Origin of the sequence: Micromonospora sp. NPDC005413 (assembly GCF_040606435.1) — a bacterium.
Lineage (GTDB): Bacteria > Actinomycetota > Actinomycetes > Mycobacteriales > Micromonosporaceae > Micromonospora.
In genome coordinates this window covers 40,295-61,904 of sequence record NZ_JBEXEV010000026.1, presented here as the reverse complement: position 1 = coordinate 61,904, position 21,610 = coordinate 40,295, and the positions used below count along the sequence as shown (strand labels likewise).

The following is a 21,610-nucleotide window of genomic DNA, read 5'->3' as shown; positions in this document are numbered from 1 at the left end:
ACTCTCGGTGTCCCGCAGGCTCTTCCGGCAGCGAGGTCGCCCATGAACTCAGGCAGTTCGCAGTCCAGGCTCCGCTCGGTCGCGACGACACTGGCGGTCGCCCTCAGCCTCACCCTGGCCGCCGCCGCCGGCTGTGACAGTCGCAAGGAGCCGGACCTGTCGTCGGTGCAGGAGAAGATGCGCGAGACACATATCTACGGCCAGTCGACGCTGCGGATCGGTGTCGCCACGAACGAGCCGCTCATGGGCGAGTTGCGGAACGGCCAGCACATCGGTTTCGACGTCGAGATCGCCCGATACGTCGCCGCCTCCCTCGGCTACGAGGGGGACCAGCGGGTGGAGTTCGTTCCGGTGGCCACCGAGGAGCGGATCCCGGCGCTGCAGGGCGGCACGGTGGACCTCGTGGTGTCCAGCTTCTCCATGACCGAGAAGCGCAAGGAGGTGGTGAGCTTCGCCGGGCCGTACTTCGTCACCACCCAGGAGGTGACGGTGCCGACGCGGCTGAAGGGCAAGATCGGCACCATTGAGGACCTCCGTAACCCGGACTACAAGATCTGCACCAGCGGCGGCTCCACCAGCGAGGCCGAACTGGAAAGTCACCAGGTCAGGGCGCTGATCGTGAAGACCGTTGGCGATTGCGTCGCCGGCATCCGGGCGGGTCGCTACGACGCGGTCAGCTCCGACGAGACGATCCTCGCGGGCTTCCTGGCCCGTCACCCGAAGGAGTTCGAGATCGTCGACATGCCGTTCGGCACCAGTGAGTTGCTGGGCATCGGCGTGCCGATCGGTGACCCGGCACTGCGCGACCTGGTCGCGTTCTTCCTGCAGAAGAGCTACCAGCAGGGGCGGGACGGGCAGGCGACCCCCTGGCAGACCGCGTACAACCGGACCCTGGGCCCCTGGCTGATGGCCGAGAAGCGCCAGCCGCAGCCGCTGGAGGTGCCGAAGCTGGTCGACTTCGACGACAAGGCGCCCTCGAAGTGAGCACGGCGCCGACCGCCACCGGCGGCGACGGCCCGGTCCCGCCACCCCGCTCGTCCGTGCCGGACGACGCCGCCGTCTCGCCGACAATCGACGGTACGGCCGCACCCTCGCCGGCCGCCGACGGTTCGACCGCTGGTGCGCCGGCTGGCCTCGGCTGGCCGGCGGGAGTGCCGGTCGCCGAACCCGCCGAGCCGGTCGTCGCCGACGTCGAGCCCGGGCGGGTCCGATGGGACCCGGCGGAGCGGCGCGCCCGCGCCAGCCAGTCGTTCTGGACCGCCGTGGTGGGCGTACCGGCGATCTTCTCGGTGCTCCGCCTCGGGGTGGAGGCGGGCGGCGAGCTTCAGACCACGCTGCTGCTGGTGGCGAACGTCGGGCCGGTCAACCTGCTCGCTGGTTTCCTGACCACGGCGGCCCGGCTGCTCTCGACCGGCATGATCGCCGTCTTCGCGCTCGGCGCGGTGCTGGCCGTCAGCGCGGACCGTCTGCCGCCGGGCACCCGTCGTCGTCCGCTCTTCGCCCGCTGGGCCGACATCACCCCCGCCTGGGTGGTGCTGGCCAGCTTCCTGCTCGCCCTGATCACCTGGCCGCTGCTCTACCTTCCGCTGCTGTTGCCAGCGTTCGTGGCCGCGTTCCAGCTCCGCCCCGGGCGGCTGCACGAACGGGCGGTGCCACGGCTGCTGGTGATCGTGGCGCTGCTCGCCGGGTACGGCTGGCTGGTGCTGCCCACGCTGCGCGACGCGGTGGCGCAGGGAGGTGAGCGGCTGGTGCTGGTGCTGCTCGTGGTGCCGCCGCTGCTGGCCCTCTTCATCGCGGGGCCGCTGCCGGGCGTGGTGATCCGGCCGCTGGCGTCGGTGACCGAGGTGGCGGTGCTGGTCACGCTGGTCTGGGCCGCGGTGCCGGTGATCAGCACACCGGTGCTGCCGCTGACCGTCACCACGGTGGGCCCGGAGAACGGACCCACCGAGGACGTACGCGGACACGTGGTCACCACCGACGACGTCAACATGGCGATCCTGCAGGAACGGGGCGGTGTGCGGTACGTGCCGGTCGACCTGGTCCGCGCGCAGGTGCTCTGCCCGAGCGAGGAGGAGCTGCCCCGGCACCGGTTGCGCATCCACGACTTCCACATCGAGGATTCGCTGCTGGAGGGGATGGGCCGCCGGGTCCGCCCGGTCCACCGCATCGATGCCGCCTGTCGCACCCCAGCCTGACTGTCGCTCAGTACGACTTGTCCTGACCGAGGACGTGCTGGGCCACGAAGTTGAGGATCATTTCCCGGCTGACCGGGGCGATCCGGCCGGCCCGGACCGCGCCGAGCAGGGTCGCCACTCCGTACTCGGTGGTCATTCCGGCCCCGCCGAGCACCTGCACGGCGGTGTCGACGGCGAGCGCGGCGGCCTCCCCGGAGGCGTACTTGGCCATGTTGCCGGCGACCCCGGCCTCCAGGTCGCGGCCGGCGTCGTACAGGGTGGCCGCCTTCTGGATCATGAGGCGGGCCAACTCCACCTGCACTGCCGCGTGTGCCAGCGGGTGCGACACGCCCTGGTGGGAGCCGATGGTCCGGCCACCCCAGACCTTGCGGGTGGCGGTGTAGTCGCTGGCCCGCTCGATGGCGTACCGGCCGGTGCCGGCTCCCATCGCGGCCACGGTGATCCGTTCCGGGTTGAGCCCGGCGAAGAGCGCTGGCAGCCCGGTGTCCAGCGACTCACCGACCAACGCGTCGGCGGGCAGGCGCACGTCGTCCAGGAAGAGCAGGAACTGGTTCTCCGGGGACAGGATCTCCATGTCCAGCTTGGACCGGGTCAGCCCGGCCGCGTCGGTCGGCACGAGGAACAGCGCCGGCTTCAGTTTTCCGGTCGACGCATCCTCGGTCCTGGCCACCACCAGCACGTGGTCGGCCTCGTCGACCCCGGAGATGTAGCACTTGCGGCCGTTCAGCAGCCAGCCGTCGCCGTCCCGGCGAGCCACAGTGCCGAGCCGGTGGAAGTTGGAGCCAGCATCCGGCTCGGTGATCGCGAAGACGATCTTCTGGGACCCGTCGGCGAGGCCGGGCAGGTGCCGCTTGCGCTGCTCCTCGGTGCCGTGCCGGCTGACGATGGTGGCCGCGATGGCGGGGGAGACCACCAGCAGCAGCAGGGGGCAGCCGGCCGCCGCCAGCTCCTCGCAGACGATGGCCAGCTCGGTGATGCCGCCACCGCCGCCGCCGTACTCGGTGGGGATGTTGACCCCCAGGTAGCCGAGCCGGCCAGCCTCGGCCCACAGCTCGGTGGTGTGTTCGCCGGCCTTCGCCTTCTCGACGAAGTAGCCGTGGCCGTAGCGGCGGCCCAGCGCCCGCACGGCGTCGCGCAGTTGGTCCTGCTCGGGGGTGAGATCGAAGGTCATCGGGGGTTCTCCTCTTCAGTTGTCGATGACGGCCAGCACGGCACCGGTGCGCACCTGGCCACCGGCCGGCACCGGCAGCTCGGCGACGACGCCGTCGGTCGGGGCGAGCACGGGATGTTCCAGCTTCATCGCTTCCAACGTGAGCAGCGGATCGCCGGCCGAGACCCGCTGGCCGACCTGGACGTGCACTCGGGTCACCGCGCCGGGCAGCGGCGCGAGCAGCGACCCGGCGGCCACCTCCGCGGTGGGCCGCGGGAGACGCGGCAGTTCGGCCAGGCTCGCCGCCCCGTCCGGGCCGTCCACGAAAACCGCCGACCCCACCCGGTGTACGCGGTACGCGTGCCGCACCCCGTCGACGTCGAGCACGACCCGGTCCGGGGTGGCCTCGACCAGCGCCACGGCGGGGTCGGTGGCACCGGGGTCGGTGCCACTGGGGTGGGTCGCACTGGGGTCGGTGGCACTGGGTTCGGTGGACCACTCGGCGAGCCCGCCCGTGCGATCCAGCCGGTAGCGGACCTCGATCTCGGCGTCCGGGCCCGTGAAGCGAGTGACCTGCGGGACGGCCGGCACGTTGCGCCAGCCCGACGGCAACCCGGCCAGCACCCGAGCCTCGGCGCGACGACCGGCGGCCGAGGCGAGCGCCGCCACGAGTGCGGCCAGCGGGAGCCGGTCGGCGGGGAGCAGCGGGGCGAAGACCTCCGCGTGCCGGTCCAGGAAACCGGTGTCGATCTCCACGGCGGCGAACGCGGGGCTGCGCAGGACCCGGACCAGCAGGTCGCGGTTGGTGGTCACCCCGTGCAGCTCGGCCCGGGTCAGCGCGGTGGACAGCAGCCGGGTCGCCTCCGCGCGGGTGCGACCCCAGGCGACCAGCTTCGCCAGCATCGAGTCGTAGTGCACCCCGACCACCGAGCCGGCCACCACGCCCGAGTCGAGCCGTAGGCCCGGCCCGGCCAGCCCGCCGAACTCGGCGGCCACCTGAGGGACCGTGAACCGGTGCAGGGTGCCGGTGGCCGGCCGCCAACCCGCTGCGGCGTCCTCCGCGCAGAGGCGTACCTCGATCGCATGCCCGGTGCTGGCCGGCAGGGTCGCCGGGAGCGGCTCGCCCTCCGCGACGAGCAGTTGCAGCCCCACCAGGTCCAGCCCGGTGCACAGTTCGGTGACCGGGTGCTCCACCTGGAGCCGGGTGTTCATCTCCAGGAAGAAGAACTCCCCACCCGGGGCGAGCAGGAACTCCACCGTGCCCGCGCCCAGGTAGTCGACGGCGCGACCGGCGGCCACCGCCGCCTCGTGCAACGCCGTCCGCACCCGCTCCGGGACGACCGCGGGCGCCTCCTCGACGATCTTCTGGTGCCGCCGCTGGATCGAACACTCCCGGTCACCGAGGGACACCACCCGGCCGTGGGTGTCGCCGAAGATCTGCACCTCGACGTGCCGGCCGCGCTCGACGTACCGCTCGATGAAGACCGTGCCGTCGCCGAACGCCGCAGCGGCCTCGCGGCGCGCGGATGCGACGGCCTCGGCCAGCCCGGCCGAGTCCTGGACGATCCGCATCCCGCGCCCACCTCCGCCGGCGGACGCCTTGACCAGCACCGGGAAATCGGTGATCTCGTCGGTGTCGGTCCAGCTCGGCAACATCGGCACACCCGCCTCGGCGAGCAGCGCCTTCGCCGCCAGCTTGTCGCCCATCGCGGCGATCACCTTGGCCGGCGGCCCGACCCAGGTCAGCCCGGCGTCGGTCACCGCCGTCGCGAACTCGCCGTTCTCGGCGAGGAAGCCGTAACCCGGGTGGACGGCGTCCGCGCCGCTGCGCCGGGCCGCGTCCAGGATCAAATCAACCCGCAGGTACGTCTCGGCCGGCGTGTTCCCCGGCAGGCGGACCGCCTGGTCGGCCTCCAGGACGAACGGCGCGTCGGCGTCGGCGTCCGAGTGCACGGCGACCGTCTCCACGCCGAGCGCCCGGCAGGTCGCGAAGACCCGGCGCGCGATCTCTCCTCGATTGGCAACGAGCAGTTTCCGAATCATGTCAGCCCCTCAGTGCCGGAAGACGCCGAAACCGTCGGCGCCCTTCACCGGTCCGTTGTGGATCGCCGAGAGGCAGAGCCCGAGGACGGTACGCGTGTCCCGAGGGTCGATCACCCCGTCGTCGTAGAGCCGGCCGGACAGGAAGAGCGCGCCCGACTGCGACTCGATCTGCTGCTCGACCATCATCCGCATCGCCGCGTCGGACTCCTCGTCGTAGTCACGCCCTCGGGCTGCGGCGGCCTGCCGAGCCACGATGGAGAGCACTCCGGCGAGCTGTGCCGGGCCCATCACCGCCGACTTCGCGTTCGGCCAGGTGAACAGGAACCTCGGCTCGTACGCCCGACCACACATCCCGTAGTTGCCAGCGCCGTACGAGGCACCCAGGTTCACCGTCAGGTGCGGCACCTGCGAGTTGGACACCGCATTGACCATCAGTGCGCCGTGCTTGATGATGCCGCGCTGCTCGTACTCCGTGCCGACCATGTAGCCGGTGGTGTTCTGCAGGAAGATCAGCGGGGTGTCCGCGGCGTTGGCGAGCTGAATGAACTGGGCCGCCTTCTGCGCCTCCTCGCTGAACAGCACCCCACGGGCATTGGCCAGCACGCCGACCGGGTACCCGTGCAGCTCGCCCCAGCCGGTGACCAGCGCGTCCCCGTACGCCGGCTTGAACTCGTCGAAGTCGCTACCGTCCAGGATGCGGGCCAGCACCTCGCGCGGGTCGAACGGCACCTTCAGGTCCGCGCTGACGACGCCGAGCAGTTCCTCCGGGTCGTACTTCGGTGGCTGTGGCACGGCCGTACGCGGCGACGGGCCCTGCTTGTGCCAGTTCAACCGGCGCACGCACTGCCGGGCCAGCCGGATGGCGTCCCGCTCGTCCTCGGCCAGGTAGTCCGCGAGCCCGGACGTGGCGGCGTGCATCGCCGCGCCGCCCAGCGACTCGTCGTCGGTGACCTCGCCGGTCGCCATCTTCACAAGCGGAGGCCCGGCCAGGTAGACCTGCGACCGGTCCCGAATCATGATCACGTGGTCGGACATCCCCGGCACGTACGCGCCACCGGCCGTGGCGTTGCCGAAGACCACGCTGACCGTGGGGATCTTCGCCGCGGAGAGCCGGGTCAGGTCGCGGAACACCCGGCCACCCGGGATGAAGATCTCTGCCTGGGTGGGCAGGTCCGCCCCGGCCGACTCGACCAGGTTGAGCATCGGCAGCCGGTTGGCCAGGGCGATCTCGCCGGCCCGTCGGGTCTTCGCCAGCGACCACGGGTTGACCGCGCCACCGCGTACCGTCGGGTCGTTGGCGATGATCAGGCACTCCACGCCCTCGACCACCCCGATGCCGGTGACCACGCTGGCCCCGACCGGGAAGTCGGTGCCGTACGCCGCCACCGATGACAGCTCCAGGAACGGGCTGTCGGCGTCCACCAACAGCTCGATCCGCTCCCGCGCCAGCAGCTTGCCCCGCTTGTGGTGCCGGGTCACGTACTTCTCGCCGCCGCCCGCGCGAGCCTGGTCCAGCGTCGCGTCCAGCTCGGTGAGCCGGTCCAGCAACGCCGCCCGGTTCGCCTCGAAGCCGGGCGCGGACGGGTCGACCGAGGTGTCCAGTGTGGTCACCGTGCCTCCTTCGTTCGCGACTGCGGGGCTCGCAGGCCCGGCTCACTCCTCGCGCTCACCGTGCCTCCTTCGTTCGCGACTGCGGGGCTCGCAGGCCCGGCTCACTCCTCGTGCTCACAGGCCCATCCCCTTCACGATGATCTCGTTCATGATCTCGGTGGTGCCGCCGCCGATGCCGAGGATCCGGGCGTCCCGGTAGTGCCGCTCCACCTCGGCGTCGCGCAGGTAACCGAACCCGCCGTGCAACTGCAGCGCCTGGTCGACCACCTGGTCGCAGGCGGCCACCGCCACGTTCTTGGCCATCGCCACCTCGGTCACCACCGGCTCACCGGCCGCGACCCGACCCGCGACCTCGTGCACGTACGCCCGGGCCGCCTCGGCACGGGTGTGCATCTCGGCCAGCCGGTGCCGGACCACCTGCCGGCTGGCCAGCGGACGGCCGAAGGTCTCCCGGTCCCGGCACCAGCGCATGGCCAGCTCGACGCAGCGCTGCGCGGTGGCGTACGCCTGGGTGGCCAGCGAGAGCCGCTCCGCGGCGAAATTCTGCATGATCGCCAGGAAGCCGGTGTCCTCCGCGCCGATCCGGTTGGCCACCGGCACCCGCACGTCGACGAACGACAGCTCGGCGGTGTCCGAGCAGTGCCAGCCCAGCTTCTCCAGCCGACGTCCCACCGTGAACCCGGGGCTGCCCTTGTCGATGACCAGCAGGGTGAGGGAGCCGCTGCCGGGGAAGTCCGTGCAGACCGCCGTGGTCACGAAGTCCGCCCGGTGCCCGCTGGTGATGTAGGTCTTCGACCCGTTCACCACGTAGTGGTCGCCGTCGCGGCGGGCGGTGGTGCGGATGCCGGCCACGTCCGAACCGCCGTCCGGCTCGGTGATCGCCAGCGCCCCGATCATCGTGCCGGCCAGGGTCGGCCGGACGTACCGCTCGATCAGGCCGTCGTCGCCGGGTGCGGAGCTGCTGCCGAGCCGGCCGCCCAGCGAGCCGCCGGTGTGGGCGCCGGCCGCCGCGACCATGTGCGGCAGCGCGATGCCGTGCGTGAACAGGGCCGCGATCAGGCCGGACGAGCCGCCGGAACGGATCAGCTCCTCGGTCACGATGATCGAGTCGAGCAGGTCGCCGCCGCTGCCGCCGACCGACTCGGGGAAGCCGATGCCGAGCAGACCAAGCTTCGCGGCGGTGGCGTGCAGGGATCTCGGCACCTCGCCGGCCCGTTCCCAGTCGTCCAGGTGCGGCAGCACCTCCCGGGTCACGAACGTCCGGGTCAGCTCACGCAGCTGCCGCCGCTCGGGGGTGTCCACGATGCTCATTCCGTTGTCTCTCCGTCCACTGCCGCCGGCCCGGCAGGCACGTCGGCCGGCAGGTCGACGATCCGGGCGCGCAGCAGCTCACCGAGCGCCTTGGCCTGCGGGTCGAACCGGGTGGACGCGGCCACCCCCGCCCCGAGCAGGCCCTCGATCACGAAGTTGACCGCACGCAGGTTTGGCAGCTCGTAGCGCCGCACCGACAGTGGCGCGGTCTCCGGCAGCAGCTCGGCCAGCCGCTCGACGGTCAACCAGGCGCGCAGCCACGCGTACCCGGCCTCGGAACGCGCCCAGACGCCGAGGTTGGCATCGCCGGCCTTGTCTCCGGAGCGCGCGCCGACCAGCTCGCCGAGCGCCCCGCGCCGGGTCGGGCCATCGCCCGCTGTCCCGCCGCCCGGTGCCGTCTCGGTCTCCGGGTCGGGCGTGGGGGCGGTACGGATCGGCGTGGCGATCGGCACGCGCGCACCGCTGGGCAGCACCGCTACGTGCGCCACCGCGTCCTGGGGCACCGCGTCGGCGGTGAAGACACCGTACGGAGTCGCGTCGCCGGGCAGGGTGGTCAGCGTGCAGCCCGGGTACGAGGCCAGCGCCAGCTCCACCGCGGCTGCCGAGAACGCCCGCCCGGCCCGCGCCTTGTCGCTGTCGCGCAGGTGGACGTGGAGCAGGGCGCTGGCGGCCTCGGTGTCGGCGGCATCCGGGTGGTCGGTCCGGGCCAGCACGCACTCCAGCCCGTCCTTGCCCACCACCTCCTCGACCTGCCCCCGAACCAGGCTCGCCTTCGCCTCGATGTCCAGACCACAGAGGACGAAGGTCATCGAGTTGCGGAAGCCGCCGAGGTTGTTGACGCCCACCTTGAGCGTGGCCGGCGGGGGCGTGCCCCGGACGCCGGAGACCCGGACCCGGTCCGGCCCGTCGGAGCGCACCGTTGCGGTGTCCAGCCTGGTGACCACGTCCGGACCCAGGTACGCGGGCCCACCGATCTCATAGAGCAGTTGGGCGGTGACCGTCTCCACGGTGACCGCGCCGCCGGTGCCCGGATGCTTGGTGAGCACCGTCGACCCATCGGCGTGCACCTCGGCGATCGGGAAACCGGGCCGGTGCCCGCCGTCGGGCAGCTCGGTGAAGAAGCTGAAGTTGCCACCGGTGACCTGCGCGCCGCACTCGACGAGGTGCCCCGCGACGGTCGCCCCGGCCAACTCGTCGAGGTCATCACGGCCCCACCCGTAGCGGGCGATGGCCGGACCGACCACCAGCGACGCGTCGGTGACCCGACCGGTGACCACCACGTCCGCTCCACCGTCGAGGCAGGCGGCGATCCCGAACGCGCCGAGGTAGGCGTTCGCGCTCAACGCGTCCGGCCGCTGGATCGTGTCGCCCTCGACGTACCCGACCTTGGCCGGCAGGCCCAGACGGTTGGCGAGTGCGTCGATGGCGGCGGCCAGACCGGCCGGGTTCAACCCGCCGGCGTTGGTCACGATCCGCACCCCCCGGTCGAGGGCGGTGCCGAGGCACGTCTCCAGTTGCCGCAGGAACGTCTTCGCGTAGCCCAGGTCGGGGTCGCGCAGCCGGTCCCGGGCGAGGATCAACATGGTCAACTCGGCCAGGTAGTCACCGGTCAGCACGTCCAGCTCGCCGCCGTCGAGCATCTCCCGCCAGGCGGTGAACCGGTCGCCGTAGAAGCCGGAGGCGTTCCCGATCCGGATCATGCCTGTGCTCCGTCCGCGCCGACCGGCTCTCGGCCAGCACCCGGCGGGCCGGCGAACGCCTGCGCCACGTCGAGCCACTCGTCCGCGACCGGACCGGTGGCGACCAGGGCGAGGTCCGCGCGGTGTCGGCGCTGGGTGACCAGCAGGCAGAAATCCCGAGCCGGGCCGGTGAGCCGGTCGGCGGCGTCCGCCGGACCCCAGCTCCACGTGTCGCCGCCGGGCCCGACCAGCTCGACCCGGACCGGCGTCGTCGGTGCCACCCGGCCGTGCGCGGCGAAGCCGTGCCCGAGGGTACGCACACCGAGGTGCGCGACGTGCCGGAGCCGGTCGCTGGCGGGGCGGACGACGCCGAGCGTGTCGGCCACATCCTCACCGTGTGCCCAGGTCTCCATGATCCGGGCGGTCGCCATCGAGGTGGCTGACATCCGGGTGCCGTACCAGGGCAGCTTCTCGCCGGCCGGGACGGCGGCGAGTGCGTCGATGAGCGCTGCCCGGCCGGCGCGCCAGCGGGCGAGCAGTTCCGCCGGCGGAGCGAGGAAGTCCTCGGCGCCGTGGTCGACGAGCCGGGCCGGATCCGGCGCGGCCGTCACCGTCGCGAAGAACGCGGCGGGATCGGTGGCGGCCAGCAGCGCCACGTGGTCGGTCCAGGCGAGGTGGGCGATCTGGTGCCCGATGCTCCAGCCCGACGCGGGGGTCGGTCGTGCCCAGTCGGCCGCTGACAGAGGTGCCACCAGGGCATCCAGTTGGGCGGACTCGGCGGCCAGATCCGCGAGCAGGTCGGTGAGGTCGACCATGGTGCCTCCGGTCGGTCGTGGCCGGTGCGGCCAGCGGTCAGGGCGTGAGCAGGGCGGCGAGCTGGCGCTTCCAGGTGGTCAACAGGGCGGTACGACGGGCCGAGTCGTCGCTGAGAAGGTTGGCCACCCCGAGCCCGCGGAGCAGGTCGAGGGTGGCCTGCACCGCTTCGCGGACGCCGGGTCGGCGCTCGTCGACGCCGAGCAGGGCGACGGTGAGTCGATGCATCTCCCGGCCGACCATTGCCTCCAGCGGCATCAGTGCGTCGCGAAGCTCTCGGTCCGTGCGGGCGGCGACCCAGAGTTCGAGCGCGGCGACGAAGAGCGGCCCGGTGAACGCGGCGCCGAGCAGGTCGATCACCCGGTCCAGCCGCTGCGGCCCGGCCGGCAACGCCTCGGCCTCGGTGCGCAACTCGTCGGCCCGTCGCTCGGCCAGATGAGCGACGGCGGCCGTGACCAGCGCGGCCTTCGTGGGGTAGTGGTGCAGCTGAGCGCCGCGTGAGACGCCGGCCCGCGCCGCGACGGTGGTGGTGGTGGTGCCGGACCAGCCGTGCTCGATCAGGCAGTCGACGGTCGCCTCCAGCAGCCGGGCCTGGGTGGCGCGGCTGCGTTCCTGCTGAGGGACGCGCGTCGATGCGGGTGGCATGCGGGACAGCCTGCCGCCTGAGAAACAAACAGTCAAGACTGACTTTTTATGGGCTCGCGATTCGCGGGGTGGCGCGCCCAGGTGCGGGGTGCGGGCGCGCTTTGGAGCTGATGTCACAAGCGAGTCATCCGCTGATGTCACAAGCGATTCAGCTCCAAAGGCACGCAGCATGTCCCCAACCGCTGCCTCCGCGGCCGTCGCGAGTGCTGCTGCTTCAGCGGCCGTCGCGGGGGCCAAAGACGGCCAGCGCGTCGGCGTCGCTGTGCTGGGAACGCAGGTACTCGTCGGCCCAGGCGGCGGCGTCGGGGAAGGCCGACTCCGTCGCCACCCGGGCGCAGGCCGCGTCCACGTCGAAGACGGTACGGCGCAACTGCACGCCCGGCCCGAGCAGTGCCCACCACGCACCCACACCCCCGTACGGCATGCCGATGCTGCCCGGGTTGACCACCAGGCGCCGGTCGACCAGCCGGGTGAAGGGCATGTGGGTGTGACCGCAGACCACCGTCGAAACCTCGGCCGGGAGGCCGGCGAACACCTCCGCCCAGCGCTCCATCCGGGAGTCGACGAGCACGACCTCCTCGTCGTCGCGGGGTGTGGCGTGGCAGAACAGCGTTGTGCCGAGCCCGTTGATCTCGAACGTCGCCGTCGCCGGCAGCGCGGCGAGACGGGCCAGCTGGTCGTCACGGAGCTGCCCGGCGGCCCAGTCGGACACCTCGATCGACGCGGGCCGGCCGGCCCGCGCCTCGACCAGCTCGCGGTCGGCGTTGCCGCCCACCCAGCAGGCGCGATCGCCGAGGCCGGCGAGCATGTCCAGCACCTCGACCGGCTGCGGGCCGGCCGCGATGTCGCCGGTGAGCACGATCAGATCGGCGGTGGCGACGTCCGGCTCGGCCAGCACGGCCTCCAGTGCGGGCAGTACGCCATGGATGTCGGACAGCACGGCAACCGTGTTCACCATGGCCCCACCCTCACCGCTGGCGCTGCCTCCGGCCCAGCGATTCTGCGTCGGGCAGACAAAAAACGCCCCGCCTCCCGTCGGTGACGGGAGGCGGGGACGGGACGTGCTGCTCAGACGCGGGCGCGACGTGCGAGGCGCTCCGGGTCCAGAATGATGATGCTCTTGCCGTCCAGCCGCAGCCAGCCCCGCGAAGCGAAGTCGGCCAGCGCCTTGTTGACCGTCTCCCGGGAGGCGCCAACGAGCTGGGCGATCTCCTCCTGGGTGAGGTCGTGGGTCACCCGCAGGACGCCGCCGTCGCGGGTGCCGAACCGGCCAGCCATCTGGAGCAGGTTCTTGGCGACCCGGCCCGGCACGTCCGTGAAGATCAGGTCGGCGAGCGAGTCGTTGGTCCGGCGCAGCCGCCGGGCGAGCACCCGGAGCAACTGCTCGGCGATCTCCGGGCGGTTGTTCAGCCAGGGCCGCAGCGCCTGCTTGCGCAGTCGCACCAGCCGGGTGTCAGTCACCGCGGTGGCGGTCGCCGTACGCGGACCGGGGTCGAAGAGCGACAGCTCACCGACCATGTCCGACGGCCCCATCACCGCGATCAGGTTCTGCCGGCCGTCCGCTGCGCGGCGACCAACCTTGATCTTCCCGGACAGCAGGATATAGAGGCTGTCACCGGGCTCGCCCTCATTGAAGACGATCTCGCCCTTGCGGACCTCGATCGTCTCCATCTCCTTGGCGAGCGCCTCGGCAGCTTCCGGGTCAACACCCTGGAAGATCCCGCTGCGGGCAAGTACCTCGTCCATCGCGCACCTCCGGTTACGCGTGCCGTCCGTCGGCGGGTCCGCCGTCCGCTGATCCCCTCGCGCGCCGCCAAGTCTAGGCGCACGTGAGCATGAATCAGAGGTCGCCCCTGGAATCTTGATCGGTGGGCGTAACCTGCCCGACGTGCTAAGCGAGCCGACTCTGACCAGCCGCGCCGAGGATGGGCGCGATATTCCGCTGCTCGTCTGGCGTGCGGACGTGCCCCTGCGGGCGGTCAGCAGTGGCCCGCTGGGCGGTGGCATCGGGGTCCGGCGCTGGGTGTTGAACGCGACCGTACCCATGTCGTACGACCGGGACGACCCCGCCGCGCACCTGGCGGCGCTCGCCGCGGACCTGGCCCTCGACGGGCCCGGGGTTGGTCTGCTGACCGGCGTCGATGTGGCCGAGGTGGTGGCGCGGACCGACACCGGGGTGCGGGCCTGGGTGACGGTAGGGCTCGGCACGCCGGTGCTCGCGGCGGCGCCGGCCCCGGCCGCGCTCGCCCAGCGCGTCGGCACGGTCAACATCGTGGTGTACGTGCCGGCCCGGCTCGCCGACTCGGCACTGGTCAACGCGGTGGCCACCGCCACCGAGGCGAAGACCCAGGCGATCCGGGAGCTGAGGTTGCCGGGGACCGGCACCCCGACCGACTCGGTCACCGTGTTGTGCCCGGTGGACGGGCCGGAGGCCGTGTACGGCGGGCCGCGCTCGACCTGGGGTGCGCCGCTCGCCCGAGCGGTGCACGCCGCGGTGCTTGCCGGGGGAACCGGGACGGTCGTGCCCTGGTCCGAGCAGCAGCCCGGCTGAACTTCCAACCGATCGGCCGTCGTCGGCGCGTTTGCGGGCCCGGTAGGGTCGCGAGCGATGTATGCTGCCGCCCCCCTCGCGTCCCGCCCGCGTCGCCGCGTCGCCCTCGGCCTCGCCGCGCTGCTGGCCGCCCTGCTCACCGCCGGCTGTGCCGACCCCGGCGGCGAAGCCCCCGTCTGGCAGCCCGGCGCCGGAGGTGGTGGCACCGGCGCGCCCGTGTCCACGGCCGGCCCGAAGGCCACCGGGCCTGCGGCCTCCGGTGCGGGCGGCGCGATCTCGCTCTCCGCCACCGGCGACATCATCATGGGCAACGCGCCGAGCCGGTTGCCGGCCGGAGGCGGTAAGGGCTTCTTCACCTCGGTCACCGAGGCGCTCAAGGCCGACCTGGTGATGGGCAACCTGGAGGAGCCGCTGACGGTGGACACCGGCACCGGCAAGTGCGGGGCCAACTCCACCCGCTGCTTCCAGTTCCGGGCCCCGCCGGAGTACGCCGCACACCTGCGCGACGCCGGCTTCGACGTGCTCAACCAGGCCAACAACCACGGCTACGACTACGGGCCGAAGGGCTACGAGAACACCCAGAAGGCGCTGGAGAAGTACGACCTGCAGCACACCGGCGCGCCGGACCAGATCACCGTCGTCGAGGTCAAGGGCGTCAAGGTCGCCATTGCCGGCTTCTCGTCGTACGTGTGGTCCAACAGCCTGGTCGACATCGCCAAGGCGAAGACGGTGATTGCCAAGGCGGCCACCATGGGCGACCTGGTCGTCGTGCAGGTGCACATGGGTGGCGAGGGTGTCGCGCAGACCCGGGTCAAGCCGGGCACCGAGATGTTCCTTGGTGAAAACCGGGGCGACCCCATCAAGTTCTCCCACGCCATGATCGACGCGGGCGCCGACCTGATCGTCGGGCACGGGCCGCACGTGCTGCGCGGCATGGAGTTCTACAAGGGCCGGTTGATCGCGTACAGCCTGGGCAACTTCGCCGGTGGCGGTAACTCGCTGAACAACGACGGTCGACTCGGCTGGGGCGGAGTGCTGAAGGTGTCGCTCAAACCGGACGGCACCTGGGCCGGCGGCTCGTTCACCTCGACGTACATGAACGACGCCGGCAAGCCGACGATGGACACGGACGACCGGGGCCTGGGCCTGATCGGCGAGTTGAGCAGCATCGACTTCCCGAAGGGCGGCGCCCGGTTCGACGGGCAGGGCAAGATCTCCCCGCCAGCCGGCGGCTGACCCGAACAGGAACGTCCGGGGCGCGACGTAGGCTGACCGTCGTGACCAGTAGTCCTCCCGGTGCCAGCGAGACCGACCTCGGGCGCAAACGCCGTGCCCGCAAGATCGGCCGGGTGCTGGCCGAGGCGCACCCCGACGCGCATTGTGAACTGGACCACTCCAACGCCCTGGAGCTGGCCGTCGCCACGATTCTGTCCGCGCAATGCACGGACAAGAAGGTCAACGAGGTCACGCCGAAGCTCTTCGCCCGCTACCCGAGCGCCGCCGCGTACGCCGGTGCCGACCGGGGCGAGATGGAGGAGCTGATCCGGCCCACCGGCTTCTACCGCAACAAGACCGACTCGCTGCTCAAGCTCGGGCAGGCCCTCCTCGACCGGTACGACGGCCAGGTCCCCGGCCGGCTCGTCGACCTGGTGACGTTGCCCGGCATCGGCCGCAAGACCGCCAACGTGATCCTGGGCAACGCCTTCGACGTCCCCGGCATCACCGTCGACACGCACTTCCAGCGGCTGGTCCACCGGTGGCAGCTCACCACCGAGACCGACCCGGTCAAGATCGAGCACGCGGTCGGCGCGCTGTACGACAAGCGCGACTGGACCACGCTGTCGCACCGGATCATCTTCCACGGGCGACGGGTCTGCCACGCCCGCAAGCCGGCCTGCGGTGCGTGCACGCTCGCGAAGCTCTGCCCCTCGTACGGCACCGGGCCGACCGAGCCGGCAGCCGCCGCCAAGCTGCTCAAGGGCCCCCGGGCGCGCGACCTCGCGGTGGCCGCCGGTGTCGACCCGGAGCTGGTGCCCGCGCAGGCGGTCGCCGCGGAGGTGCCGTGAACCGCCGCCTCGCCCTGCTCGTCCTGCCGCTTCTGCTGGTCGTCGCCGGCTGCACCGGAGGCACGGCCGACGACGACCCGGCCCCCCGCCCGGCCGCCGCCGAACGACCGTCGCCATTCCGGGACTGCGCGGCGTTGAGCACGTCACCCACGGCCGCGCCGCCCGCCACCGGCACGGCGGCCCCCGGCTCCGGCACGACGGCCCCCGCCACGCCCGGCGGGCAGGCGCTGCCGGAGCTGACCCTGGCCTGCTTCACCGGCGGTGCTCCCGTCGCTCTGCGGGACGTGGCCGGGCCGGCCGTGATCAACGTGTGGGCCTCCTGGTGCCCGCCGTGCCGCAAGGAACTGCCCGCCTTCCAGCGCCTCAGCGAGCGGGCCACCGGTCAGCTCCAGGTGGTCGGCGTCAACAGCCGGGACAGCCGCGGCGGCGCCCAGTCCATCGGTGAGGACTACGGCGTCCGGTTCCCGATCCTGGTCGACCAGGGCGAGGCGCTGCAACGCGAGTTGAAGCGCAACGCCATCCCACTGACCCTCTTCGTCGACGCCGACGGTCGGATCCGGCACATCGACGCCACCGGTGCCCTCGACGACGCCCGGCTCGCCGAGCTGGTCCGCGAGCACCTCGGCCTGGTGGTGCCGGCGTGACCGACCGACCCCCCGAGTGGATCGAGCCGTTGTTGACCCGGCTGGGCACCGCCCGCGCCGAGGACTTCACCCGGCTCACCACCCCGGCGGAGGGTGGCCGGGAGAGCGCCGTGCTGGTGCTGCTCGGCGAGCAGCCCGGCGTCGGCCCCGACGTGCTGGTCCTGCAACGCGCCGCCACCCTGCGCAACCACGCCGGCCAGCCGGCCTTCCCCGGTGGCGCGGCCGACCCGGAGGACGCCGACGTCCGCGCCACCGCCCTGCGCGAGGCCAACGAGGAGGTCGGCCTCGATCCGGCCAGCGTGACCGTGCTGGCCGAGCTGCCGAAACTGTGGATCCCGGTCAGCGACTTCGTGGTCACACCTGTGCTGGCCTGGTGGCACGACCCGCATCCGGTGCACTCCCGGGAGCCGGCCGAGGTGGCGCACGTGGCCCGGCTGCCGGTCAGCGAGCTGGTCGACCCCGCCAACCGGATGCGGGTCCGGCACCCCAGCGGCTGGATCGGGCCGGCGTTCTCGGCGCGCGGAATGCTGGTCTGGGGCTTCACCGCCGGGGTGCTGTCCACCCTTCTGGAGATGGGCGGCTGGGCCCGGCCGTGGCCGCGTGACCGGGTGGTGGAGCTGCCGCCCACCGGGGCGACCCCAGCGCCGTCCGCCGGCACCGACGAGGCCGACGAGACCGCCCTGCGCTGACCGCACGGTCACCTTCCGCAAGCGATGGTCATCGGGCGGGCGCACTGCCCGTACGCTTGACCCGTGTCGGTCGTGGATCTCGTCCTGCTGCTGCTCATGCTCGTGTTCGCGATCAGCGGATACCGCCAGGGCTTCGTCATCGGCATCACGTCGCTGTCCGGCTTCTTCCTGGGTCTGCTGCTGGGTCTCCAGCTCGGGCCGCTGCTCGCGCGGCAGTTCGTGGACGCCGGCACCCGGGTGCTGATCTCGCTGGTGGCGATCTTCGGGCTGGCCGTGGTCGGGCAGGCACTCGCCGGCTGGCTCGGCTCGCACCTGCGTAAGACGATCACCAGCGACGTGGGCAAACGGATCGACGACGTCGGTGGGGCGTTCGTCTCGCTGTTCGCGGTGCTCCTGCTCGCCTGGCTGGTCGCCGTACCGCTCGGCTCGTCCTCGGTGCCCTGGCTCGCCGCCTCGGTGCGCAACAGCGCGTTGATCACGGTGGTCAACCAGGTCCTGCCGGAGCAGGCCCACCGGCTCTCCACCGCGCTGGAGGACACCGTCGACACCAACGGGTTCCCGGACGTCTTCGGTGACCTCGCGCCCACCCGGGCCCGACAGGTCGACCCGCCCGACCCGGCGCTGGCCGGCTCCCAGGTGGTGGTCAACGGTCAGCGGTCGGTCGTCAAGGTGCTGGGCTCCGCGCCCAGCTGCTCCCGCCGCATCGAGGGTTCCGGCTTCGTGTACGCCGACGACCGGGTGATGACCAACGCGCACGTCGTCGCCGGCACCCGCTCGGTCGCCGTGGAGTTGGGCGGCGAGCGGTACGACGGCAAGGTGGTGGTCTACGACCCGGACCGGGACCTGGCCGTGCTGCTCGTACCCGGGCTGCCCGGCCCGTCACTGCGGTTCGCCGCCGGCAACGCGGGCAGCGGCTCCGACGCCATCGTGCTCGGCTTCCCGCTCGACGGCCCCTACAACGCGCAGTCGGCGCGGATCCGCGACGTCGACCGGATCAAGGGGCCGGACATCTACTCCTCCGGCGACGTCACCCGGGAGATCTACACGATCCGGGCGCTGGTCCGCAGTGGCAACTCCGGCGGCCCGCTGCTCTCCGCCAACGGCCTGGTGCTGGGTGTGATCTTCGCGGCGGCGGCCGATGACCCGAACACCGGCTTCGCGGTGACCGCGGCCGAGGCCCGTCCGGTGGCGTTGACCGGCGCCGAACGCAACCGGCAGGTCGGCACCGGCGAGTGCACCTGAGCGCCGCGCGGAGTCAGCTTCCCGCCGGCACGGTGGGTCGCCCCACGGTCGGCAGCTTCGCCCGCCCCCACCGCAGCCCTCGGTCCAGCACCGCGCGAGCCATGATCGCGACGCAGGTGCCGCCGTTGAGGAAGGATGCCACCACGTCGCTCGGGTGGTGCATTCCCCGATACATCCGAGTCAGCGCCACTCCCAGCGGCACCATCAGCAGCAGCGTCCACCAGGCGACCTTCGCCCCGGTGCTCCGTACCCGCAGGGCCATCAGCACGGCGATGCCGACGTAGAGCGCCACCGCCGCCGAGGTGTGCCCGGACGGGAAGCTCGACGTGGGCGGCGAGACATCCATGTGCTCCACCGCCGGCCGCCGTCGGTCGATCGCCAGCGTGGTCAGCAGGAACACCAGCGCCTGGGCGGTCACCGCCGCGCACAGGAACAGCGGCTCCCGCCAGCGCTTGAGCCAGAGCCGCAGCGCCAGCGCCACCAGCACGGTGACCACGACGATCATCTGGGTGCTGGCCAGCGTGCTGAACACCAGTGAGACGTCGTTCCAGCCGCCGCTGCGGTCGGCGGCGAACTCCCGGTTCACCGCGTCCTCCACGGTGAACGGCCAGGTCCGGGCCAACACCCGGGTGACGAGCACCCCGAGCAGCACCATGACGCCGAGCAGGAGGGAAACCGGCAGCAGCACCCGCCGGACGATCTGGAGCACCGTTTCGGACATGCGTCGCCCAGTACCCAGCCGACCTCGTCGTCACGCCTCAGGCCGCTCCGGGGTGCCGCTCGACTTCGGGAGCGACGCCGTCGCGGGCCGGCCGGACCGGCCGGAGGCCGGTGTGCGCCCGCCAACTGGTGAACGCCGCGGTGGTCGCCGCGACCACCGCCACACCGAGCAGCCAGCCGCCCAGCACGTCGCTGGTGAAGTGCACGCCGAGCGCGATCCTGCTCAGCCCTGTCACCACGGTGAGGAGCACCGCGGCGACCCAGAGCGCGACCCGCGCCGCTCCTCGCCCCGTGTACGGCAGGAACACCAGCAGCAGCACCCCGGCGGCCAGGGTGGCGTTCAGCGCGTGCCCGGAGGGGAACGAGTAGCCGGCGGCCCGTGCCACCGGGTCCAACAGCTCCGGCCGGTCCCGGCCGACAAGCAGCTTGAGCAGCGGACCGAACAACCCACCGACGACCATGGTGGTGGCCGCCCAGAGGGCCAGCCGACGGGCTCCCCGGCGCAGCAGCCAGATCACTACGAGCAGGGCGACGGCGCGCAGCGGCATCGGCGCGAACACCTCGCTCCAGATTCGCATCACCGTGACCCAGGCCGGGTGGTCGAGCGCGTACCCGTGCAGCGCGTCGGTGACAGCCCCGTCCAACCGGTGCAGCGGGGCCCAGGCGCCGAGCACCAGCAGCGCGAGCAGCGCGAAAGGCACCAGCACCAGGAACGCCGCCGTCGCGGCCAAGGTCAGCCGCAGACCCAGCGAATGGTCCGGGTCGAGGCGGCGGTGCCGCCAGGACGGCTGGCCGGCGGAGGCGAGAGTGGGAGGCCGATGCGTACTCATGGGTCGGTTCTACCCGGCCGGGTGGCCGGTCAGGCCTGCCGACGGGCTGCGGTCAACGGGCCCGCTGGCGAAATCGGCGCACCAGGAAGACGGTGCCGCCGACCAGGGCGGCGAGGAGCGCGACCCCGGTCCACAACTGCTCCGGTGCGGATGTGTCCGGGCCACCCGCCGCCCGCGCCGTCCACCGGCTCTGCTGTCGGGGCGCGGCAAGACCGAGCGGGTCGCTGCCGGCACCGGACACCGCGTCGTCGTCGGCCGAGCCGGGAGCCGGGCCGAAACCGATCACGCCCGGCGACGTCTGATCGTCCAACGGGTTGGCGGTCACCGGCGGCACCTGAGCGGTCAGCGCGGCCACCGGGTCAACCACCCCGTACCCGAAGCGGTCGTCCCGCCCGGTCGGGCCGAGGTCTCGGGCGGTGGCCAGCAACCGGTTGACCACCTCACCCGCAGGCATCTGCGGATAGCGGGACCGGACCAGCGCGGCGGTGGCCGCCACCAGTGGTGCGGCGAAGCTGGTGCCCTGCACCCGCCAGTACCCGTTGGGGGGCTTGGCGCCGACCAGCCCGCTGGCGGGGGCGGTGAGCACCGTCGCCCGGCCGGTGATCGACCCGGACCACAGGTTGTCGCTGCTGCGCTCGAGGCCGGCGACCGCGATCACCCCCGGCTCACGGGCCGGATACCAGACCTTGGTGCTGCTGGAGGTGGCCAGGTTGCCGGTGCAGGCGACCACGACCACGTCCCGGGCGAACGCATAGTCCAGGGCCGCGGCCAGGGCCGGGCTGTCGCCGCTGCCGCCCAACGACAGGTTGATCACGCGGGCGCCGTTGTCGACCGCCCAGCGGACCCCCTGGGCGACGATCAACGCGTCGTCGTAGCGGTTCTCCTCGTCGAGCACCCGGACCGGCAGGATCCGGGCGTCCGGCGCCAGACCGACCACGCCCCGCTTGTCGTCCTTGCGCCCGGCGATCAGGCCGGCGACCGTGGTGCCGTGCCCCACCGGATCCGGGCCCGCACCGCCGTCCGGGCCGACCAGGTCCCGGCCGGGCAGCACCTGGCCGACCAGGTCGGGATGAGTGCCGTCCACTCCGGAGTCGACCACCGCGACGGTCACGCCCCGGCCCGTCGAGCTGCGCCAGGCCGTCTCGGCCTGCAACTCGTCGAGCTGCCACTGCTCGTCGCGAACCTGGTCCGTGCGGGCGACGGTGTCGCCGGGGGCGAACGCCATCGGCGCGCCGGCGAGCTGTCCGCCGTTGGTGGGCGCGGCGACAGGCACGCTGGCCGCGGTCGGCGCCACGACGGCGAGCGCCGCGGCCACACCGAGCAGCGCCCGGCCGGTCGCCCGCCGGGCCGCTGACGGACCGCTGTGCCGCACCCCAGTCACATCCCCAGCCATTCATCCCGACGGAACCATGACGATCGGA

General features: G+C 72.5%; 20 protein-coding genes. 8 read left to right on the top strand and 12 right to left on the bottom strand.

Annotation, left to right across the window (positions count from 1 at the left end; translation table 11 throughout):
- Window positions 1-42: 42 nt before the first annotated feature.
- Both ABZS37_RS23675 and ABZS37_RS23670 read left to right on the top strand, forming a co-directional pair.
- Window positions 43-984 (top strand): transporter substrate-binding domain-containing protein, encoded by a 942-nt coding sequence (locus tag ABZS37_RS23675; protein ID WP_355172233.1) that lies wholly within the window; start codon window positions 43-45, stop codon window positions 982-984.
- Window positions 981-2,195 (top strand): hypothetical protein, encoded by a 1,215-nt coding sequence (locus ABZS37_RS23670; protein ID WP_355172231.1) that lies wholly within the window; start codon window positions 981-983, stop codon window positions 2,193-2,195. Before ABZS37_RS23675 ends, ABZS37_RS23670 begins: the two co-directional genes overlap by 4 nt.
- A gap of 7 nt (window positions 2,196-2,202) precedes the next feature.
- Here the strand turns inward: ABZS37_RS23670 and ABZS37_RS23665 are convergent, their stop codons facing one another.
- The 9 genes from ABZS37_RS23665 to ABZS37_RS23625 form a co-directional block, all read right to left on the bottom strand.
- Entirely contained in the window at window positions 2,203-3,366 is a 1,164-nt protein-coding gene (locus tag ABZS37_RS23665) for an acyl-CoA dehydrogenase (protein WP_355172229.1), read from the bottom strand.
- Window positions 3,367-3,381: 15 nt separating this feature from the next.
- Entirely contained in the window at window positions 3,382-5,388 is a 2,007-nt protein-coding gene (locus ABZS37_RS23660; RefSeq protein ID WP_355172227.1) for a biotin carboxylase N-terminal domain-containing protein, read from the bottom strand.
- Window positions 5,389-5,397: 9 nt separating this feature from the next.
- On the bottom strand, window positions 5,398-6,999 hold the full coding sequence (locus ABZS37_RS23655) for a carboxyl transferase domain-containing protein (RefSeq protein WP_355172225.1): 1,602 nt from the start codon (window positions 6,997-6,999) through the stop codon (window positions 5,398-5,400).
- Between the two features lie 114 nt (window positions 7,000-7,113).
- On the bottom strand, window positions 7,114-8,310 hold the full coding sequence (locus ABZS37_RS23650; protein ID WP_355172223.1) for an acyl-CoA dehydrogenase family protein: 1,197 nt from the start codon (window positions 8,308-8,310) through the stop codon (window positions 7,114-7,116).
- Window positions 8,307-10,010, bottom strand: coding sequence for an acyclic terpene utilization AtuA family protein (locus ABZS37_RS23645; protein ID WP_355172221.1), 1,704 nt, complete (start codon window positions 10,008-10,010; stop codon window positions 8,307-8,309). The genes ABZS37_RS23650 and ABZS37_RS23645 overlap by 4 nt, the downstream gene beginning before the upstream one ends.
- Entirely contained in the window at window positions 10,007-10,804 is a 798-nt protein-coding gene (locus ABZS37_RS23640; RefSeq protein ID WP_355172219.1) for a TIGR03084 family metal-binding protein, read from the bottom strand. Before ABZS37_RS23640 ends, ABZS37_RS23645 begins: the two co-directional genes overlap by 4 nt.
- A gap of 37 nt (window positions 10,805-10,841) precedes the next feature.
- Window positions 10,842-11,447 (bottom strand): TetR/AcrR family transcriptional regulator, encoded by a 606-nt coding sequence (locus ABZS37_RS23635; RefSeq protein WP_355172217.1) that lies wholly within the window; start codon window positions 11,445-11,447, stop codon window positions 10,842-10,844.
- A 214-nt stretch (window positions 11,448-11,661) separates the two neighbouring features.
- On the bottom strand, window positions 11,662-12,405 hold the full coding sequence (locus ABZS37_RS23630; RefSeq protein WP_355172215.1) for a metallophosphoesterase family protein: 744 nt from the start codon (window positions 12,403-12,405) through the stop codon (window positions 11,662-11,664).
- Window positions 12,406-12,515: 110 nt separating this feature from the next.
- The gene (locus tag ABZS37_RS23625) at window positions 12,516-13,193 is read right to left on the bottom strand and encodes a Crp/Fnr family transcriptional regulator (protein ID WP_007466162.1); all 678 of its coding nucleotides are present in this window, start codon (window positions 13,191-13,193) and stop codon (window positions 12,516-12,518) included.
- A gap of 142 nt (window positions 13,194-13,335) precedes the next feature.
- On the opposite strand from ABZS37_RS23625, the gene ABZS37_RS23620 reads away from it, so the two are divergent.
- From ABZS37_RS23620 to ABZS37_RS23595, 6 genes are all read left to right on the top strand, one after another.
- Window positions 13,336-13,998, top strand: a complete 663-nt coding sequence (locus ABZS37_RS23620) for an adenosylcobinamide amidohydrolase (RefSeq protein WP_355172213.1) — start codon at window positions 13,336-13,338, stop codon at window positions 13,996-13,998.
- 57 nt (window positions 13,999-14,055) lie between these two features.
- Window positions 14,056-15,234, top strand: coding sequence for a CapA family protein (locus tag ABZS37_RS23615; RefSeq protein WP_355172211.1), 1,179 nt, complete (start codon window positions 14,056-14,058; stop codon window positions 15,232-15,234).
- Window positions 15,235-15,275: 41 nt separating this feature from the next.
- A complete protein-coding gene (gene nth, locus ABZS37_RS23610; protein ID WP_355172209.1) occupies window positions 15,276-16,064 on the top strand; it encodes an endonuclease III in 789 nt (262 codons plus the stop codon).
- Complete coding sequence (locus tag ABZS37_RS23605; RefSeq protein ID WP_355172207.1) at window positions 16,061-16,708, top strand: TlpA disulfide reductase family protein; 648 nt, start codon at window positions 16,061-16,063, stop codon at window positions 16,706-16,708. Before nth ends, ABZS37_RS23605 begins: the two co-directional genes overlap by 4 nt.
- Window positions 16,705-17,397 carry a CoA pyrophosphatase gene (locus ABZS37_RS23600; RefSeq protein ID WP_354994605.1) on the top strand — a complete coding sequence of 231 codons (693 nt, stop codon included), beginning with the start codon at window positions 16,705-16,707 and terminating at the stop codon, window positions 17,395-17,397. The genes ABZS37_RS23605 and ABZS37_RS23600 overlap by 4 nt, the downstream gene beginning before the upstream one ends.
- A gap of 63 nt (window positions 17,398-17,460) precedes the next feature.
- A complete protein-coding gene (locus ABZS37_RS23595) occupies window positions 17,461-18,639 on the top strand; it encodes a MarP family serine protease (RefSeq protein ID WP_355172205.1) in 1,179 nt (392 codons plus the stop codon).
- Between the two features lie 13 nt (window positions 18,640-18,652).
- Here ABZS37_RS23595 and ABZS37_RS23590 read toward each other — a convergent pair whose 3' ends face one another.
- From ABZS37_RS23590 to mycP, 3 genes are read right to left on the bottom strand one after another with little or no spacing between them, the layout of a single operon-like run.
- Window positions 18,653-19,360 carry a phosphatase PAP2 family protein gene (locus ABZS37_RS23590; RefSeq protein WP_355172203.1) on the bottom strand — a complete coding sequence of 236 codons (708 nt, stop codon included), beginning with the start codon at window positions 19,358-19,360 and terminating at the stop codon, window positions 18,653-18,655.
- A 37-nt stretch (window positions 19,361-19,397) separates the two neighbouring features.
- Window positions 19,398-20,189, bottom strand: coding sequence for a phosphatase PAP2 family protein (locus ABZS37_RS23585; protein WP_355172201.1), 792 nt, complete (start codon window positions 20,187-20,189; stop codon window positions 19,398-19,400).
- A 52-nt stretch (window positions 20,190-20,241) separates the two neighbouring features.
- A complete protein-coding gene (gene mycP / locus ABZS37_RS23580; RefSeq protein WP_355172199.1) occupies window positions 20,242-21,582 on the bottom strand; it encodes a type VII secretion-associated serine protease mycosin in 1,341 nt (446 codons plus the stop codon).
- Window positions 21,583-21,610: the final 28 nt, after the last annotated feature.

Excerpts from the sequence above, each read along its gene's own strand:
- ABZS37_RS23675 (WP_355172233.1), top strand. The coding sequence starts at position 43 with ATGAACTCAGGCAGTTCGCAGTCCAGGCTCCGCTCGGTCGCGACGACA.
- ABZS37_RS23665 (WP_355172229.1), bottom strand. The coding sequence starts at position 3,366 with ATGACCTTCGATCTCACCCCCGAGCAGGACCAACTGCGCGACGCCGTG.
- ABZS37_RS23660 (WP_355172227.1), bottom strand. The coding sequence starts at position 5,388 with ATGATTCGGAAACTGCTCGTTGCCAATCGAGGAGAGATCGCGCGCCGG.
- ABZS37_RS23650 (WP_355172223.1), bottom strand. The coding sequence starts at position 8,310 with ATGAGCATCGTGGACACCCCCGAGCGGCGGCAGCTGCGTGAGCTGACC.
- ABZS37_RS23645 (WP_355172221.1), bottom strand. The coding sequence starts at position 10,010 with ATGATCCGGATCGGGAACGCCTCCGGCTTCTACGGCGACCGGTTCACC.
- ABZS37_RS23640 (WP_355172219.1), bottom strand. The coding sequence starts at position 10,804 with ATGGTCGACCTCACCGACCTGCTCGCGGATCTGGCCGCCGAGTCCGCC.
- ABZS37_RS23635 (WP_355172217.1), bottom strand. The coding sequence starts at position 11,447 with ATGCCACCCGCATCGACGCGCGTCCCTCAGCAGGAACGCAGCCGCGCC.
- ABZS37_RS23630 (WP_355172215.1), bottom strand. The coding sequence starts at position 12,405 with ATGGTGAACACGGTTGCCGTGCTGTCCGACATCCATGGCGTACTGCCC.
- ABZS37_RS23625 (WP_007466162.1), bottom strand. The coding sequence starts at position 13,193 with ATGGACGAGGTACTTGCCCGCAGCGGGATCTTCCAGGGTGTTGACCCG.
- ABZS37_RS23615 (WP_355172211.1), top strand. The coding sequence starts at position 14,056 with ATGTATGCTGCCGCCCCCCTCGCGTCCCGCCCGCGTCGCCGCGTCGCC.
- ABZS37_RS23590 (WP_355172203.1), bottom strand. The coding sequence starts at position 19,360 with ATGTCCGAAACGGTGCTCCAGATCGTCCGGCGGGTGCTGCTGCCGGTT.
- ABZS37_RS23585 (WP_355172201.1), bottom strand. The coding sequence starts at position 20,189 with ATGAGTACGCATCGGCCTCCCACTCTCGCCTCCGCCGGCCAGCCGTCC.
- mycP (WP_355172199.1), bottom strand. The coding sequence starts at position 21,582 with ATGGCTGGGGATGTGACTGGGGTGCGGCACAGCGGTCCGTCAGCGGCC.